14 protein-coding genes are annotated in these 17,349 nt (G+C 44.7%); 6 read left to right on the top strand and 8 right to left on the bottom strand.

Features of this window, described 5'->3' with window-relative positions; genetic code table 11:
* Positions 1 to 53 precede the first annotated feature (53 nt).
* The 3 genes from GO755_RS16065 to GO755_RS16055 all read left to right on the top strand — a co-directional run bounded on the left by GO755_RS16065 (position 54) and on the right by GO755_RS16055 (position 3,471).
* Positions 54 to 671, top strand: coding sequence for a hypothetical protein (locus GO755_RS16065; RefSeq protein WP_157586183.1), 618 nt, complete (start codon positions 54 to 56; stop codon positions 669 to 671).
* Positions 672 to 783: 112 nt separating this feature from the next.
* On the top strand, positions 784 to 1,809 hold the full coding sequence (locus GO755_RS16060; RefSeq protein ID WP_157586182.1) for a DUF6807 domain-containing protein: 1,026 nt from the start codon (positions 784 to 786) through the stop codon (positions 1,807 to 1,809).
* Positions 1,810 to 1,905: 96 nt separating this feature from the next.
* Positions 1,906 to 3,471: a hypothetical protein gene (locus tag GO755_RS16055; protein ID WP_227686974.1), complete on the top strand. Its 1,566-nt coding sequence runs from the start codon at positions 1,906 to 1,908 to the stop codon at positions 3,469 to 3,471.
* 111 nt (positions 3,472 to 3,582) lie between these two features.
* Here GO755_RS16055 and GO755_RS16050 read toward each other — a convergent pair whose 3' ends face one another.
* Positions 3,583 to 3,978 (bottom strand): hypothetical protein, encoded by a 396-nt coding sequence (locus GO755_RS16050; protein WP_157586181.1) that lies wholly within the window; start codon positions 3,976 to 3,978, stop codon positions 3,583 to 3,585.
* Between the two features lie 364 nt (positions 3,979 to 4,342).
* Between GO755_RS16050 and GO755_RS16045 the strand changes: the two genes are divergently transcribed.
* Complete coding sequence (locus GO755_RS16045; protein ID WP_157586180.1) at positions 4,343 to 5,035, top strand: type 1 glutamine amidotransferase domain-containing protein; 693 nt, start codon at positions 4,343 to 4,345, stop codon at positions 5,033 to 5,035.
* A gap of 71 nt (positions 5,036 to 5,106) precedes the next feature.
* Here GO755_RS16045 and rfbC read toward each other — a convergent pair whose 3' ends face one another.
* Positions 5,107 to 5,652: a dTDP-4-dehydrorhamnose 3,5-epimerase gene (rfbC, locus tag GO755_RS16040; protein WP_157586179.1), complete on the bottom strand. Its 546-nt coding sequence runs from the start codon at positions 5,650 to 5,652 to the stop codon at positions 5,107 to 5,109.
* A gap of 110 nt (positions 5,653 to 5,762) precedes the next feature.
* On the opposite strand from rfbC, the gene pyrF reads away from it, so the two are divergent.
* Both pyrF and GO755_RS16030 read left to right on the top strand, forming a co-directional pair.
* On the top strand, positions 5,763 to 6,593 hold the full coding sequence (gene pyrF / locus GO755_RS16035; RefSeq protein WP_157586389.1) for an orotidine-5'-phosphate decarboxylase: 831 nt from the start codon (positions 5,763 to 5,765) through the stop codon (positions 6,591 to 6,593).
* A gap of 103 nt (positions 6,594 to 6,696) precedes the next feature.
* Positions 6,697 to 7,995, top strand: a complete 1,299-nt coding sequence (locus tag GO755_RS16030) for a DUF2851 family protein (RefSeq protein WP_317165887.1) — start codon at positions 6,697 to 6,699, stop codon at positions 7,993 to 7,995.
* Positions 7,996 to 8,059: 64 nt separating this feature from the next.
* Here the strand turns inward: GO755_RS16030 and GO755_RS16025 are convergent, their stop codons facing one another.
* The 6 genes from GO755_RS16025 to GO755_RS16000 all read right to left on the bottom strand — a co-directional run bounded on the left by GO755_RS16025 (position 8,060) and on the right by GO755_RS16000 (position 17,071).
* Entirely contained in the window at positions 8,060 to 9,400 is a 1,341-nt protein-coding gene (locus tag GO755_RS16025; protein ID WP_157586178.1) for a Gfo/Idh/MocA family protein, read from the bottom strand.
* Positions 9,401 to 9,474: 74 nt separating this feature from the next.
* A complete protein-coding gene (locus GO755_RS16020) occupies positions 9,475 to 10,218 on the bottom strand; it encodes a 3-keto-disaccharide hydrolase (RefSeq protein WP_157586177.1) in 744 nt (247 codons plus the stop codon).
* Between the two features lie 53 nt (positions 10,219 to 10,271).
* On the bottom strand, positions 10,272 to 11,198 hold the full coding sequence (locus tag GO755_RS16015) for a sugar phosphate isomerase/epimerase family protein (protein WP_157586176.1): 927 nt from the start codon (positions 11,196 to 11,198) through the stop codon (positions 10,272 to 10,274).
* 184 nt (positions 11,199 to 11,382) lie between these two features.
* Entirely contained in the window at positions 11,383 to 13,086 is a 1,704-nt protein-coding gene (locus tag GO755_RS16010) for a RagB/SusD family nutrient uptake outer membrane protein (protein WP_157586175.1), read from the bottom strand.
* A gap of 33 nt (positions 13,087 to 13,119) precedes the next feature.
* Positions 13,120 to 16,257 carry a SusC/RagA family TonB-linked outer membrane protein gene (locus GO755_RS16005; RefSeq protein WP_157586174.1) on the bottom strand — a complete coding sequence of 1,046 codons (3,138 nt, stop codon included), beginning with the start codon at positions 16,255 to 16,257 and terminating at the stop codon, positions 13,120 to 13,122.
* 25 nt (positions 16,258 to 16,282) lie between these two features.
* Positions 16,283 to 17,071 (bottom strand): FecR family protein, encoded by a 789-nt coding sequence (locus GO755_RS16000; RefSeq protein ID WP_317165886.1) that lies wholly within the window; start codon positions 17,069 to 17,071, stop codon positions 16,283 to 16,285.
* Positions 17,072 to 17,349: the final 278 nt, after the last annotated feature.

Here is a 17,349-nt window from a genome sequence, read left to right as displayed (position 1 = left end):
CAAACCCTTTTCTCACTGTCGAACGTTTATACAAAAAGGACTAAAGACCAATTATGAAAAAAGCACTTGTTTTATTGTTGGCTGCATTGCCGTTGTTGTTTAGCCAATGCAGTGTCAATAACCAGATTTCTCAGGCGAAAACGCTGGGCAATTGCCGTTATACGATTGCTTCCGCCGATAGTATCTACCTGGCAGGTATCGATGTTCGGCAGCTACGAAAAGTAGAAGATATTAATCCCGCTCAGTATCCTCGTTTAGCGACGGGCTTGCTGACGCGTAATGTACCATTGAACGCCCGCTTGAATATTGATATCACTAATCCAACTAACAAACTGGCAGGAATTAATCAATTGGAATATCGTATTCTATTAGCTGGGCAGGAATTGTTCAATGGTTTCCTGAATCAACGTATTGAAGTACAGCCCGGTGGTGGGCGTACGCGGGTGCCGGTTCAGTTAAACACCAATGCTTATCAACTGCTTACAGATAGTAAAACGCGTGATGCGTTTACCCAATTAGTACAAAATTTGTCGGGAGCAGCTGGAACTCAGCCTTCAAAACTGACCATTAAAATTAAGCCAACGCTGGATTTGCTGGGTAAGCAGGTTAATTATCCAGGTTATATCACGATTGACCAGGACGTAACGAATAAAATTTTATTAGGTAATTAGCCTGCGTTATATCTTTGTATTCAGTAGCATTTTATTCGCCCCGACTTTTTAGGTCGGGGCGATTTGCTTGAGTTGCAACCCGGATTTCTACCTTTGACTAACTAATTAGCTGATGCGTTACTATTTTACTGCTTTCCTCTTTTTGAGTATGATTCTAACGAGTCAGGCTCAGTCGAATCAGATTCAACTCACTCATGACGAAGCACAGAAACGTGTTACCGTTACAGTAGATGGGAAGCCCTTCACTGCCTATATTTACCCTGGACCAACGGTTTTAAAAAAGCCAGTCTTATATCCCATTTTATCGGCCGGAGGTAACTTTATCACACGTGGCTGGCCACTCGACCCACGGCCTGATGAGCGCATTGACCACCCCCACCACGTAGGTATGTGGTTCAATTATGGTGACGTAAATGGTCACGATTTCTGGAATAACTCTATTCAGGTTGGTCCCGAGCACAAAGGCCCATTTGGAACCATTGTACATACTGGGATTAAATCTATGAAAAGCGGAAAGGGCAAAGCGGAGTTAATTGTTACTGCCGATTGGCTCGATAAAGATGGGAAAGCCATGCTTCAGGAAACGACTACTTATGAGTTCCAGGCTACAGCTAACAATCGTACGATTGAGCGTATTACCACATTAAAGGCCACTGATAAAGAAGTAGTTTTTAAAGATAATAAAGAAGGAATGATTGCCTTGCGGGTTGCTCGTCAACTCGAACAACCATCTACTAAACCAGAGGTTTTCACCGATGCACAAGGTGTAGAGACGAAAGTGCCAGTGCTGAATAATAAAGGTGTAACGGGCCTATATCACAGCAGTGAGGGTGTAGAGGGTGATGCTGTTTGGGGAACCCGTGCACAATGGGTAAAATTAACAGGCGTTATTAATGGAGAAGCGCTTTCGGTTGTTCTATTAGATCATGCCAAAAACATAGGCTATCCGACGTATTGGCATGCCCGTGGCTATGGTCTGTTTGCTGCCAATCCATTAGGGCCATCAATCATGAGTAGTGGAAAGGCACCCGCCTTAAATTATACACTACCAGCAGGTCAGGCTGTTACGTTCAGGCATCGTTTGTTAATTCAGTCGGGTGCATTATCTGATACCGAGTTGAGTCGATTAAACAAATAGTTAACATATATTTAAAATTATTAACTTGTTAGATGAGGATCATTTGGCATATTATTTGTAAACACCTCATTAGTATATCAAATCGTGCCGGTTTATATGACCCATATCCTCTTTAGTAAATTCTCGTATTGGAGTCGTGTATTTTTTGTTGCCTTTATATGGGCACCAACTCTGTTAATTGCTCAGATTCGTAATTCGTCTCCCATTCCAGGTGCGTCGCCATCACTTCGTTTGGCAGCCGACGGCTTACAAACAATTGAGAATTCGCAGATAAAGGTGGGCATTAACACAAACGCTGGTGGTGCTATTACCTACCTTACATTTCAGAATGATCAAGGTGGTAAAGTGAATACCCGGAATATGGTGAGTAATCCAGTTATTGGTGGGCGTACTGACCTGGGTCGGCAGATACAAATAGGTCTCTATGGTGGCCCCTATGACTACTCCCAAAATGGAAACCCCGCTTGGATTGGTCTGGGGTGGAATCCAATACAGGCAGGTGACGTATATTTTAATCCAGCACAGGTACTTTTAGTCGAAAAGCAAGACAACCTGCTTCATACAAAAACCATTCCCAAGCAATTTGCTTTTAATAATGAACCAGGAGAAGCTACAATAGAGCACTGGATTCGTTTAGATGGTAACGTAGTAAAGGTTCATGTAAAGGTAGTTTTGTCGCGCTCTGATAAGACTCAATACGAGGCTCGCCAGCAAGAGTTTCCTTGTGTGTATTTGACCGGTGATTACCATAAAATGTGGTTATATAACGGTACTAGTCCTTATACAAATGGCTCGCTCTCACTGGAACAGATACAGCCTCCTCAAACTATGATTTTTGGAGATGTCTTTCCTACAGAACCCTGGATGGCGTCGACGAATGAGAACGGCTATGGAGTTGGCTTGTATGCACCTGGTAACTACGAATTTAAAAGAGGTTATTTTGGGGCAGACCTAAGTGGAGATGAGACGAGTACAGTTGCTTCCTATATCGCAGCTACCAATAAGGTCGTATTTGATTATAATTTGGTTCATGAGTGGGATTACGAACTAATTTTAGGTCATATAGATAACATACGTTCATACGTATATGGTAAAACTCACTCGCCTACTGGTCCTAATTTTTTATTCGATACGGCGCGTAAGGGCTGGATTTATTATCATGCAACCGATACTGGGTGGCCTATTTCAGGGAAATTGCATGTTATGCTAGACGATGCAACAAATGCGCGTATTTTATCGCCATTCGTTTTTTGGAAAGGGCGTAGTAATCCGAAAATATATTTGCGGGCGGCATTTAATACGCAAAGTGATAAATTTCGCCTTAAATGGCGTAGAAGTGATGATATAACAATATATGGCACTGGTGACCGGATAATGGAATTCCCAGTAATTAATGACGGTCAATTCCATACCTATACAATTGATTTGAGCTCAAACGATAATTGGCTTGAAGCTGATATTGGACAAATTGCATTTGAGCCTATTACCGATAAAGCACAGCCTAACGCCTGGGTTGAGTTAGCCTGGGTTGCCACTAGTCCGGATGGCCCTACTCCCGATCCAATTGACCCAACAACAGATATTGATGCTCCTTGTGTTCCTGGTTGTGCTTTGGTTACTGTGAAAAGAATTCAATACATCCCTTCAAATCGAAAGCGGTAAACAACTAGCGAAAGGGCTCCCGCGTAGGTCTAGTTCTTATAAATCAGTTAGGGGTTAATTCACGGAGATAGTTTCCCGTGAATTAACCCCTAACTGATTTATAAGAACTATTTAGTTCAAATGCACTAGTGCTGACCGATAAACACGTCCATCAAGCGACTTCATCCACGAGCGTAAAGCTTGGCTTTCGGAAGTAGCTCGACCAAGCTCGTTATCGATCTGACGAAGTAAAAAAAATAATTGATGAATGTGTTGCCACTGATCAGCTAATCGATTACTGTTTTGAGCTTCTGGCTTTTGCTGACGAGCTGCCTGTGTTAGTTGGCGCAAACTCATTTTAAGATGATAACGAAGGATTATTAAGCGGCTGGCCATGGGTAACTCCTTCGGACTGCGCTCCATATGTGATATACTTTTGGCTAGTACGTTATTTCGTTGCTGAAGCTGATCGGATACAAGCATCCAGGCATATTCGGCTTGTAGAGATTCATAAGTTAAGTTTTGCATAATAGCTAGTACAGTACGGTTTACCAACAAATATAACGAAACACCAACTTATTTGATAAGATAAACTCTTGATTCGACAAATTTTTATTTGCTTAACTGACATTACACAAAATATTTATTATCAGTAGTTTACTATCGGTTATAATAAACTACTGACTTTGAGCATATATTATAAAGCCAGCTTATAATATATGCTCAGTTGTTCGTCCATGCGGGGCGCTGAATCTGGAAATTGGGCCAATAAAAAGCCTGACGATTTGAAAGAGAGTTTAAGTATCTGCCAATAGACGGTTTTACTATAAACCCTTTATCTTCGTCCCGAAGTGCGGATTATTTACCGTAAACTGCCGCTGTCAACTTACTCATGGACCCTATTTATCGTGCGTTAATTGTCTGTACAAACCATGCAGACTATCCAACAAAGCTCCAAAAAACGGGCTTGTGGCTGAGCGAGGCCACGCATTTCTATGATGAGTTGGCTGGGCGAAACCTGCCTTACGATATAGCCAGTCCTTTAGGAGGAACTATACCTATTGACGAGAGGAGTATTGAGCGACGTGATACGATTAATGAAAAATGGTATCATGATCCGACATTTCGCTCGAAGTTAGATAATTCTCTGAAGCTAGATGATATTAACCCTTCGAACTACCAGATTCTCTACTTTACTGGTGGACATGGGACTATGTGGGATTTTCCGGATAATCTGGCTTTGCAACGGCTTACCCAGCAGGTTTATGAAAGTGGCGGTATGGTGGCCGCTGTCTGTCATGGAGTGAGTGCGCTGCTTAATGTTATGCTATCTGACGGCTCTCTGTTGATTGATAATCGCCAGGTAACAGGTTTCTCAAATATGGAAGAAAAGCTTGTTCGGCTCGATGAGGAAGTGCCGTTTTCTCTCGAAGACGCCCTACGCCAGAAAAAAGCACTTTATAGTAAGGGCTTAATACCCTTTTTGCCTTATATTGAAGTCGACGAGCGATTAGTAACCGGGCAGAACCCACTATCAGCGCGAAAAGTGGGTCGGAAAGTATTGGAGGAAATGTATGAGAAGTGAATAATAATATAGGATGTATGATATAGTGTTTTCGTCCCACCTATATCATACATCCTATATCTTACATATAATCACACTACTGCCTGAGATAAAACTTCTCGTAGCGTCTTTAACTCCTGATCTTTCTCCGAAACAATAGGATCACTGACTCCCCAGTTAATATTTAGCTCTGGATCGTTCCAGATAATGCCGGATTCAGACGATTTGTTATAAACGTTTGTGCATTTATAGCTGAAAATACTGTCTTCCAAAGCAACAAAACCATGTGCGAAGCCTTCTGGAATATAGGCCATATTAGCCAGTTTTGCATCCAGCAAAAAAGTTTCGTATTGGCCAAACGTTGGCGAATCTGGTCGTAAATCAACAGCAACATCCAACACTTGTCCAGTAATAACCCGCACTAATTTCCCCTGTGCAAAAGGGGAATGTTGCATATGTAATCCTCGCAAAACACCCTTTACAGAGAAGGATTGATTATCCTGCACAAATTCCATGGGTAGCCCCAGCGATACGAAAAGAGGTTTATTATAGGACTCGAAGAAATGGCCGCGCTCGTCTTCAAATACGCGTGGAATTAATTCGATCAGGCCCTCAATGGCCGTTTGACGGACTTGCATAATAAAGTGATGTTTCGTAAACGAAGGTCTCTTATGGGCAAATTTATGAAACCGAGACTGTAAGTTGTAATTTTGGGCAGAATCTTTTGTCTGTGATTCCTTATTTCAACATGACCTATTCGGAGCTAAGTAATCTGATTTTTGAAAAAAAGTCCTACTTGTGTGTTGGTTTAGACACTGACCCTCGCAAACTTCCTCGCCACCTACTAACAGAACCCGATCCGGTTTTTGCATTTAATAAAGCAATTATTGACGCTACCGCCGATTTAGCCGTAGCTTATAAACCCAATATTGCTTTTTACGAAGCGCAGGGCCCTCGGGGTTGGGAGAGCCTACAGAAAACACTGGACTATATTCCAGCTAATTGCTTCACCATTGCCGACGCTAAACGGGGCGATATTGGCAATACGTCAGATCTGTATGCACGCACTTTTTTCGATCCCACAGCTGCTGGACTATCGTTTGACTCGGTGACTGTAGCTCCCTACATGGGCCGGGATTCTGTCCTGCCTTTTCTAGCTTATGAAGGCAAATGGATTATTCTTTTAGCACTGACATCCAATTCCGGTAGTGCCGATTTTCAGCGCCAGCAAGTAGGTGATCAGGAGTTATTTGAAATGGTAATTGACACGGCACACACTTGGGCCGGACCAGATAAGCTGATGTTTGTTGTAGGAGCTACACAAGCTGATGAGTTGAGTCGTATTAGAGAAATCGCTCCTGATAACTTTCTGCTTGTGCCCGGTGTAGGCGCACAGGGTGGTAGCCTTGAGGAAGTATCCCGGCGAGGTTTGACTGCTTCTGGAGGCCTTTTGGTGAATGCATCCAGAAGTATTCTATATGCATCAGATGGGATAGATTTTGCCGATCGGGCACGAATAGAAGCCAAAGCTTTACAAGAGGAGATGGCGAAGCACTTGGCTAATATCACTAAATTTTAGAATAAGGAATAGTTGTAGATATATTATTTTAGTAAGTGTGTTTATATTCAGCATTCAATTGAGTTGATATAAATGATACTTACTATTAATTATCTACTGACTCGTGCCTGAAATTTTTCTATATTTTATTTGGCAACACCAGTATTTCACTAGAAACAACCTCCTGACTACCGACGGTGAGCCTGTGCAGGTGTTACATCCGGGTTTTCGTAACTACAATGCTGGACCTGATTTCATTAACGCCCGGTTATTGATCAATGAAGTAGAGTGGGTTGGTACAGTTGAGATGCATACCCGAACATCGGATTGGCTCGTGCATGGTCATCAGCACGACCGGGCTTACGACAATGTCATTCTGCATGTTGTCTGGCAAGATGATCGATCTACCAATGGTCGTCGGGTCGACCGGGCTAACGGGACACCATTACCTACTCTCGAACTACAACCTCTTACTGATTCAAGCTTTCTGGATCGCTATCAAGTATTAGGCGACTCGCAGGAGCCTATACCTTGTGCCGGACAATTTCGGAACGTTGCTCCCTTACGCATTACATCAATGCTGGACAAAGCCATGCTGCAACGATTGGAGAGGAAGGCGGGAGGGGTTCAGCAACTAGCTGAACAAACAGGTGGTGATTGGGAGGAAACCGCCTACCGATTGTTAGCGATAAATATGGGGTTTAAAATCAATGCTGATCCCATGGCGCAACTTAGCCGCGCTGTGCCCTTAAAAGCGATTCTGAAACATCGTGATGTATTAGTACAAGTAGAAGCGATGCTGTTTGGTACAGCTGGGTTATTGGAAACAGATGAAGCGGACGATTATATGAAGACGCTTCAGCGCGAATACCGGTTTATGGCCTCTAAATATGCACTTGCTGATAAACAGATGGCTACGCACATCTGGAAGTGGGGGAGGCTGCGGCCCGCTAATTTTCCTACATTACGATTGGCACAGTTAACTCGCCTGATAACGCATCATGCCAGTTTATTTTCACTCTTTGTAGGTACGAGAGATATTGGAACCTTACTTAAAGCCTTACAAGTATCGCCAACCAACTACTGGCAATCGCATTACCGCTTTGGTAAACAAACTGAAAAAGGTGTTTCGGCTTTGGGACTAAACTCTGCCGAGAACATTGTGATTAATACAGTTGTACCATTGCTGGCAGCCTATGCCCATCATCGGGGTGAACCAGCTTATATTGACAGAGCCATTGATTTGCTAGAGCAGCTACCTGCTGAAAAAAACCGACTGACCGAAGGCTGGGACACTCTTGGACTGGGTATCCACACAGCCTTCGATTCGCAGGCGGCTATTGAACTCTATAATGAGTTTTGTTCCGTAAAGAAATGCTTAAGCTGCCAGATAGGAGCAGCACTATTGAAAGGTAATAAATGAATTGGGTGGAGTAAGTGAAGCAGGTTTACTACCATTCCACTTACTCCACCCAATTCACTAAACACTAACTAACAACTACATCTTGTTTGGTCGAATCCCAGGTTACACGTTTGCCGGTATGCAGAGCCATTGTGGCCATGATGTTAGCAACTGAGTGATTGAATCCTACGCGGGCAGGTGCATTTGGTTCTTTACGGCTACGCACACACTCCATCCAGTTCAGCATATGTAGCGAAGTCATTGGATCGCCACCGGTGTTGGCGGAAGTTTCCATTTTAGCGGCTTCTCCAAGTGACATGGTGGGCAGAAGATTCGCCTGCATATTCATGTCTTTGGCATATTTCGCTTCCAGACCTCCTTCGGGCGAAATCTTGTTCGTGTCGAGGTTAATCATGCCGCCATTCGAGAAGTAGTATTCTTTTACACCGCCAGCTTCGTTGTTCATCCGCGAGGAATATAACACCTGAAAGCCCTTAGTTTTATCGTTGTCCGGGCCGTAATCGAACACGGCTGTAAAGGTGTCAGCATTGACACGACCATCTTTCCAACTATAGACACCACCATTGGCAACTACGCTACGTGGATGATCTAAGCCACTGAACCAGTGTACTGTATCAATTTGGTGGGACATCCATTGACCAGGAATACCTGATGAGTAAGGGTAAAACAACCGGAATTCCAAGTATTTGCGTGGGTCCCATGCAGTTTTGGGACGGTTAAGTTGGTAGCGATCCCAGTCGGTATCTTCTTTGCGAATTTCCGACACCAACTTAGGCCGGCGCCAGCGACCCGGCTGATTGACATTCCAGGTCATTTCGACCATCGTAATGTCGCCAAACTTACCCGATCTGATAAAGTCATTGGCCGCATGGTAGTTCGGTGCTGACCGGCGTTGCGAGCCAACCTGCACAATTTTCTTTGAACTTTCGACGGCCTTAACGGCTCTGCGAGCGTCATCCAAAGCTTCGGCGAAGGGCTTTTCGCAATACACATCCCGGCCCGATTCAACGGCGGCAGTGCAGTGGAGTGCATGCTGGAAGTCGGCCGTGCTAATAATTACAGCGTCGACATCTTTGCGGTCGAGGAGTTCGTCGTTATTACGAGCTTTGAAAAATGTACTATCGTTCAAACCTTTTCCTTTTAAATATTCTTCAGCTTCGTCACGACGCCGATTCCAAAGGTCGGAAACGCCCACAAAAGCAAAATTCTGGGCTTTGGCATGTTCCGCAAACGCAGGTGCCAGCGACTGCCGGAAGCGGTCGGAAAAACCGATGATGCCGACCCGAACGCGGTCGTTCGACCCTAGTATACGGGCGTAACTGCTGGCTGAGAAACTCATCCCCAGTCCTGCTAAGCCGACGGCGGCCCCTGCCGATTTTTTTATAAACTCACGCCGATTTTCCATAAAATTTAATGTGTTTAAAAAAAGATACGATAAACGATGATAGAAAGACTATTGGCTGTAGCACGTAAAGCCTTTTAAAGTGTTTTGATCTTCATATTTCGGAAGTATACCCGATTACCATGATCCTGAAGTAGAATATGACCTTTAGGCGCTTCACCAAAACGCCCATTGGCGTTATATTCGGGGGCTTTATATTTGCTCATAGCAACCAATTCGCGGAATTGCTCGCTGCCTCGTTCGTACTCGACTACTTTTTTCCCGTTTAACCAGTGTTCAACGTGTTTACCTTTCGAAATAACGCGTCCTGTATTCCACTCACCAATTGGTTTGGCTTGCTTGCCAGTTGCTGGAATTAAATCATACAGAGAACCAACCGTACGGTTGCCATTGCGACCCAGTTTCGCATCGGGATGCTTGTCGTCATCCAATACCTGAAACTCAAGGCCAAATGCTGATCCTTTTGGTTTTGGGCTTTGTTCGGCCACAAAATATTTGACACCACTATTGGCGCCTTCAGTTAATTTGAAATCAAAGACAAGGTCAAAATCAGTGTATTCGCTAGTGGTAACAATATCGCCGAAGCTTTCCGATTCAGAGCCGTTCGATTGTTGGATCGTCAGCATGCCATCGGTAACTTCCCAGCCTTTTTCGGGGAATTTGTCTTTGTAAGCACCACGCCAACCGTTAGTGGTTTTGCCATCAAAGAGCAATTTCCAGCCGTCTTTTTTCTCCTGTGCTGTTAGTGTATTGGGAGCTTGTTGGCCTTTGGCCGCAAGTAAACTCAGTGCCAGAAAGCCGGATAAGATTAGTTGTTTCATAGTGTTAATACGTGGAAAAACGAAAACAGAACTCCGTTTCCATCTAGTCAATTTCACAATTGAACGTGGAGCGTTTTAGTAATATAGTCTTTATTGATCTGAGCGCACTGAATGGGCGTTTTGTCTTTTTCGGGTACACCATCTAACTCAACAATTCCCCAACCGCTGAATTTAATCTCATCTAAGGCTTTGAATACCGCCGGAACATTTACATTTCCCCGTCCCAGTTCCACAAATTTGTATGCTTTGGGATCACCAGGTTTTTCGGGGAGGGGCGACATTGTGTCTTTCAGGTGAAGTGCGTAAATAATGTCTTTGTATTGCTTGACAGCCTTTTCGGGTTGCCCACCACCTTGTTTATAGTGAGCAATGTCAAGCTCTAATTTCATGTACTTGGGATTCATGGCCTGCACAATTATCTCTACTTCTTCAGGGGTTTCGCCGAGTTGACTCATATGATTGTGATAGGTAGCCTGAATACCCAAGTCGGCAGTTTGCTTACCGATTTCGTTCATAACAAACGCCAGTCGTTTCAACTCTTCGGTCGTTGGAAGTCGATCTTTAGGCCGCGCTGAGTTCGTTAACTGAATGGCCGACCCACCAAGTGCTTTCACAAAACTTGCGTGGGCTACGTGCATATCAATGGTACTCTGTTCTTTAGCTGGGTCAATTTCCACATTTCCACTCGAAAACATAGCCAGAGCCAGGTGGTTCTGATCAAGTAAGGCTTTCAATTCAGAGGGCTTGGCTTTATAGGGTCCAAACGCATTGGCGCGAAGCTGAATACCATGATAACCGAGAGAAGCCAGATCTGTGATTGCCTGTGCATCGTTTCCGCCCCACGTAATGGCTGAGTAGGCAATTTTCAGGCCGGACGGTTTGCTGGTTCGGGCAAATAACTGGTTCGTTGCAGCAGTGAGTGCCAAAGCTGATAAACCAGCCGTGGTGAGAAACTGTCGTCTGTTTACAGTCTCTTGCATAAGTAGGAGGGGAGGGATAATCAGTATAGACTAGTGTGCCTGAATACTGATGGTGAAACGAATGAGTTACAGTTTAATAACTGGCAAAATAAGTGTAAATAGACTTAGTTCTACTGAAATGAAGAGCGAAAGCGAGAAAAGCAGTTAACTAATTCGCTCTTTCTCGCTTTCGCTCATTTATTCGTTAGTATCCAGGATTCTGCGGGAAACCTGGGCTACCATTGGCGGCTTTATCGCTGCGGTCAATCTGAGTTTGTGGAATTGGTCGTAGATTATGTGTTTCCTTAATCGCTGGGGCTGCATCTGGGTTATATAATTTAACCCGAGAAACCAGATTCCCCCAACGTTTCAGGTCAAGCCAACGAGTTTGCTCACCCAGCAATTCGCGCGCACGTTCCTCCATCAGGAAATCCATAGTTGCCTGATCAGCCGTAATTTCCATGGCACTTTCCTTACCTGGTACCGCTGCCCGACGGCGAACCATGTTGATAGCAGTTGCTGCGTCAGCTGCTTTTCCTTGTTGGATCAGGGCTTCGGCTAAGATCAGATAGGTATCGGCTAAACGGAACACTAAATAATCACGGCTACCAGCTTCATAGGTTTTATCAGGACGAAGCGGGTCCATGAATTTAACTAAGGTTGGAAACAGAGAGTTACTGTACAAACTGGGAACCAATACCTGATAGGGTTTGGCTGCGCGTTGCGCCATTGTCCATTCAACACCTGGAATGTAGATGGTGGTGTCGCCAGCTTTGAACGTAACTGATTTTTTTGAGTTGTCAAACACGTTCGTGAACGTACCACCGGCGGTATTACAGAGCCATGTATCCCGGAAGGTTTTTTTATAGCGGGAGTCATTGACTCGGTCCTTAAATACGGTTTCCAATAAATAGGTGGTTGGCTTCAGGCGCTTAAATGGGCGATCATAAACGATGTCACGTTGCATACCTGCCTGTACATCATATTGCATCCCAAAGAGCAAGTGAAGGTTGTTCCCATTACTATTCACCGTATTATCCGAATTGATATTCGTCAGTGGATCAGACGTGTATTGTACCGACCAAATTACTTCGCTGCTAATCTCACCAGCGCCTTGTGCAAATACACTTGCAAAATCGGGCAGTAACTTGAAACCATAGTTCGCAATTACGTTTTGAGCATAGGTCGCTGCTTTAGCGTAATCGTCAGCTGCTTTGGCCGATGAGGTCGCCTTGGTTAGATACACCTTCGCCAACAAACTTTCAGAAGCTGCCTTAGTCGCTCGTCCATAATCAGACGATGCTGCCTTGTTTTCCAAGTCGGGCAAAGACGCTTCTAAATCGGCAATGATGGCTTTGTAAATATCTGCTTCTGGAGCCCGCACTGCAGTCTTCGTTGGCACCAGCGTTTCGGTCAGGCGTAAATCGAGGGGGCCAAATTGCTGGAGCAAAATGAAGTAATAGTGAGCCCTTAAGAATTTAGCTTCGGCCACGCGTTGTTTTTTGATAGCATCCGTTGTGTTAGCTACAGTTGCCGCTCTTCCTATGACCGCATTACAGGTGTTGATCCCTTTGTAGAGTTCCTCCCAAACTTGTTGGATAATATCAACAGTACCAATTAATTGAGAGTCATAAAAGTGAAACCCTTTATAACTGCCGTCGGCACCCGTCTGGTAAAGGTCAGTACCATATTCGGTCATGGTCAGCCCACGTTCCTGGCCGTAAAAGGTTCGTATTGACGAATAAGCGGAGTTAATAGCTGCCTGGAAACCTGCGGGCGTGCTAAGATAATCGCTACTAATGTTCGAAACGACGACTTCATTCAGTGTGTCTTTACACGACTGACCCATGAGCATAAGAGCCGTAACTCCTAGTACTCTTAGTGATTTTATGGATAATTTATACTTCATTTTTTTAGATGTTAAATGGCGCAAACGCCTGTTTTAGAACTTGACATTCAGACCAAAGGTGGTTACCCGAGTGGCAGGTGTAACATCGCTGTTTACGTTACCGTCCGACGATTCGGGGTCAATACCATTGTATTTCGTGCGATAGCTCGAGAAAATAAATGGCTGCTGGATGCTGGTGAATAAACGCAGGGATTGTAAGCGCAACTTTTGTGTAATAGAAGCTGGGAAGGTATAACCAAAGTTGATGTTCCGCACTTTCACGAACGAACCGTCGAAATAGATAAACGACGTGTTATAGATTGGAAACTCTTGGTTAAAGTTGGGCCGTGGGAATGCGTTTGTTGGGTTATTAGGTGTCCAGTAATCGACAACGATCTGATTGTACCGACCTTGTAAGGTGAGGTTGTTCTGATGGAACTTGCTGACAATGGTCTGTCCGATCCGGGCGAAAATAAAGAACGAAAGATCAAATCCTTTATAGCTGAATCGGTTGGTGATACCACCCTGCCATTTGGGAATATCGTTACCCAGAATTACCCGGTCATTCGCCGTGATTTTTCCATCACCGTCAGTATCCTGTAACTTAACTTGTCCAGGAGTAAAGCCAAATGACTTAGCAACATCCGCTTCACTGGTTTGCCAGATACCTAACTTCTTATAATCAAAGAAGGAGTTAAGTGGTTGGCCAATGAACCAGCGGTTTCCTGTATCATCTATTTTACCATTGTACAATGACAGAATAGCTTCTGTGTTTTTATAGAATGTGAAATCCGTTGACCATTTAAAACCACTTTTGCTATTTATGTTTACCGTCGATAAACCTATTTCTATTCCTCGGTTGCGGGTTTCACCTACGTTACGTGTAACAGCGTTGAAACCCGTTGATGTTGGCAGGTAATCGGATAGTAGCAGGTTGGTAGTATTGGTTTGATACACTTCCAGCGATCCAGCTACCCGACCGCGCCAGAAGGAGAAATCGACCCCAACGTTTTTGGTTGTAGAGGTTTCCCATTTCAAATCAGGGTTACCGATGGTATTAGGCCGATATCCATATGCTGGTACAGCATTCCAGGCATAAGGTGTGCGACTTACTAAGCCCTGTGTTTGGTAAGGCGAAACCCCCTGGTTACCTGTTTGGCCATAGCTTACCCGTAGTTTGAGTTGGTCGAGCCAGGTCACGTTTTTCAGGAATTCTTCACTGCTCATGTTCCAGGCTAAAGCCAGACCAGGGAAATTACCGTATTTGGTGTTTTCACCGAATCGGCTCGATCCATCACGACGGATAGTTGCTGTCAGCAAATACTTATCATTGTATGCATAATTGACACGAGCCATATACGAATTAATCGTCCACTGGGTAAGCCCGCTGCCTACACCCAATACAGAACTGGCATTTCCTTCGTTATAAAATGATTGTGTTTCAACCGGAACACCCTTCACCGAAATGCTATTGATTTCAAAGTTATCCCGTTGAATGGATTGCAGAGCCGTAACACCCAGCGTATGCAGACCAAACGTCTTATTATACGTTAAGATGTTTTCAAGTACGTAGTTAAAACCAAATTGAGTGTTGGACGAAGCCACAGGACTTCCTCCTTTGATATCGTTTGTTAGACCTCCTTCAAAGCGCCCTGCCCGTTGTGAGGTAAAGTCAGGACCGAAGTTAACGCGGTATTTCAGCCCGTCGATAATGTTAGCCTCTGCATAGATTGCATTAAAAATGCGGTACTTTTTGGTCTCATCAACTTGAGCACCTGGCACAAGCTCGGCCTGAGGATTCGTCAGTAACGCATCACTCGTTTGCGAAAAGATCATATTCCCGTTATCATCAAAGGCTTTGGCCAGCGGGTTTTGACTCAGCGTGTACCCGTATGGATTTCGGTTAGCACCATTCCGAATGCTATAGACCAAATTCGATGAAATACCGACTTTAAGTACTTTATTGATCTGGTGATCGATATTAACCCGAAGCGATGTACGTGTATAATCTAAGCCCGGAATAATGCCTTTGTCCTGAAAGTAGGCACCTGAAATATAAAATTGTGTTTTTTCATTGCCACCCTGAACCCCAATGGAGTGGTTCTGCTGGAAACCCTGCCGAATCATCATGGATTGATAATCGGTCGTACGGTTGTTCGCAATACCATCTAATTCAACCGCTTCAAACAATTTAGAGTCAGCATAGGCATCAACAGTACCTGTAGGGACAAGATTACCATTTGCATCCTTGTAGGTGCCAACTGTCCGGCGCGACTCCCGCTTTAACTCAGCATATCCAGCGCCATCATACAAGTGAATTTTGTCTAAAGCATTGGTAAAGCCAACGTAGTTATCGTAGCTGATTACGGTTTTGCCTTTAGGCGCTCCTCGTTTGGTTGTAATTAACACAACACCATTGGCGCCCCGTGCTCCGTAAATAGCGGTCGATGTAGCATCTTTCAAAATCTCTGTCGAAGCGACATCATTTGGGTTAAAGTCCTCATAACCACCAGAGACAAAATCAAAGGGGCGGCTTGCTGACAGTTCGTTCCGATCGCCCGTCAGTGGAATACCATCGACCACATAGAGCGGGTTGTTACTCGCGTTAAACGAACGACGGCCCCGAATCAGAATTTTCGGCGTTGTACCAGGCTTACTCCCTGATTGAGCCACGTCGACTCCAGCTACCCGGCCTTGTAGTGCCTGGCCTATGTTAGTAATTGGCATCTCGGTGATTTGCTTTGCGCTTACCGATGAGATAGCACCAGTTAACTGGCTCTTTTTCTGCGTACCATAACCAACAACGACTACTTCATTCAGAGTTTTGTCGTCGGAGTTCAGTCGAACATCAACGGTTGATTTATTACCTACCGTAATTTCTTCGGCCCTGAAACCGACCGACGAGAATACCAATACGGCCTGTCCGTTCGGTATGGCAATTTTGTAGGCACCATCAGCATCGGTAGTGGTACCACGTGAGCTGCCCTTCACCGCTACGTTTACACCCGGAAGGGCATTGTTATCGTCGACCGATACTACTTTACCCGTAATAATGCGCTCCTGCGCCGGGTTTTCTACAAGTGGTCGATGGGTAGGTGGCGCGCTGAACGCCGGTTGGCTAACAAGCGTGAGCGCCGTTAGTCCAAGCAAAGGAAGCCACGCTCGCCGTGGCGGTTGGGTAATTGTCTGCATTGTAGGTTCAAGTAAGAGTTAATTGTTAAGGTAAAGACTTAGCTAAACCTGCGATTATCTGAATCGAATCGCCAGGTTGAAGCCGAATAGGCTGTTGTTGTTTTAGAAGTAAGTTTACATTCCCTGAAGTCAGGGCTACGTAAGTTCCTTTTGGGCGTTGCCGTACTCGAAAAATGGTACCCACGGCTTCTATCGTAAAGCCGTCTACATGGACCCGGAATAAACGGGCTGATGATGTGTCATTCCGGTGTGTAACCGAAAAGTCAGCTTCACCTGTTAGCCAGACTGCCCTTGGTGTTTCGTCATCCCATTGGCGTGCATACCGTACAGAGCTGTTGGGTTGCAGCGTCATGGTTGAGTTATCGGGTAATCGGATCAGCCGGGTTTGGTTAGCCGGAGTACTTATTGTTGACACACACTGATTAGGGCCATACTGCATCCAGAGTGCCCAGCCAATCAGGAGCATGACACCCATCAGGGCAGCTACTGTTCTAATAAAGTACCACCAGCCAATAACAGCCCGTACATCGGGTTGAAGCGGGCGGAGGTCTTCCATTGTTTGGAGCGATTCGCGAATTCGCCCCCACACCGACGAAATTTCGTCGGTCGATAATGCTGGTAGCCTTGGCTGGCTAGCTTCCTGAATCAGTCTACGGGCCGATTCGACCGTTTCGCTACAATCTGGGTTTTGCGAAAGCCAGTTTTGCCAATAAGCCTCTACCTCGTCGTCGTTGGGATGTTGTACCCAACGCACAAACAAGTCATCAAGGGCGAGCTCCTCAACGGTGTAAGCAGAGTATGGCTTATGGGACACGGTGTATAACTGTTTCGTGTAGGCCAAAGCGTCAGATATAAGGGTTTCTACTTATTAAAAACATCACCTGAAGGCGGAGTTGTCGCCTGATAGACTTAGATTAATTGTGGATTATTCTTCGATTTAGCTTTATTATGTACTATTATTCTTTGAAAAAATTCTAGTATGATATTCAGAAAAAAACTAGACATAAAGAATGTTTTATCTCACTTTTTTTATGCAAGCGTTACCGGGAACGTTCCCGGATAGGAAAACAGCAAGAATTTTTTGTCGAATAG

It is taken from the genome of Spirosoma arboris (genome assembly GCF_009754945.1).
GTDB classification, from domain to species: domain Bacteria; phylum Bacteroidota; class Bacteroidia; order Cytophagales; family Spirosomataceae; genus Spirosoma; species Spirosoma arboris.
Note: the sequence above shows the minus strand (reverse complement) of the source record. Positions and strands in the feature narration are given on the sequence as shown.

Bases quoted from the DNA above. Each gene is read 5' to 3' on its own strand.
- GO755_RS16065 (WP_157586183.1), top strand. From the start codon at position 54: ATGAAAAAAGCACTTGTTTTATTGTTGGCTGCATTGCCGTTGTTGTTT.
- rfbC (WP_157586179.1), bottom strand. From the start codon at position 5,652: ATGCAAGTCCGTCAAACGGCCATTGAGGGCCTGATCGAATTAATTCCA.
- GO755_RS16045 (WP_157586180.1), top strand. From the start codon at position 4,343: ATGGACCCTATTTATCGTGCGTTAATTGTCTGTACAAACCATGCAGAC.
- GO755_RS16005 (WP_157586174.1), bottom strand. From the start codon at position 16,257: ATGCAGACAATTACCCAACCGCCACGGCGAGCGTGGCTTCCTTTGCTT.
- GO755_RS16010 (WP_157586175.1), bottom strand. From the start codon at position 13,086: ATGAAGTATAAATTATCCATAAAATCACTAAGAGTACTAGGAGTTACG.
- GO755_RS16020 (WP_157586177.1), bottom strand. From the start codon at position 10,218: ATGAAACAACTAATCTTATCCGGCTTTCTGGCACTGAGTTTACTTGCG.
- GO755_RS16015 (WP_157586176.1), bottom strand. From the start codon at position 11,198: ATGCAAGAGACTGTAAACAGACGACAGTTTCTCACCACGGCTGGTTTA.
- GO755_RS16025 (WP_157586178.1), bottom strand. From the start codon at position 9,400: ATGGAAAATCGGCGTGAGTTTATAAAAAAATCGGCAGGGGCCGCCGTC.
- GO755_RS16060 (WP_157586182.1), top strand. From the start codon at position 784: ATGCGTTACTATTTTACTGCTTTCCTCTTTTTGAGTATGATTCTAACG.
- GO755_RS16055 (WP_227686974.1), top strand. From the start codon at position 1,906: ATGACCCATATCCTCTTTAGTAAATTCTCGTATTGGAGTCGTGTATTT.
- pyrF (WP_157586389.1), top strand. From the start codon at position 5,763: ATGACCTATTCGGAGCTAAGTAATCTGATTTTTGAAAAAAAGTCCTAC.
- GO755_RS16050 (WP_157586181.1), bottom strand. From the start codon at position 3,978: ATGCAAAACTTAACTTATGAATCTCTACAAGCCGAATATGCCTGGATG.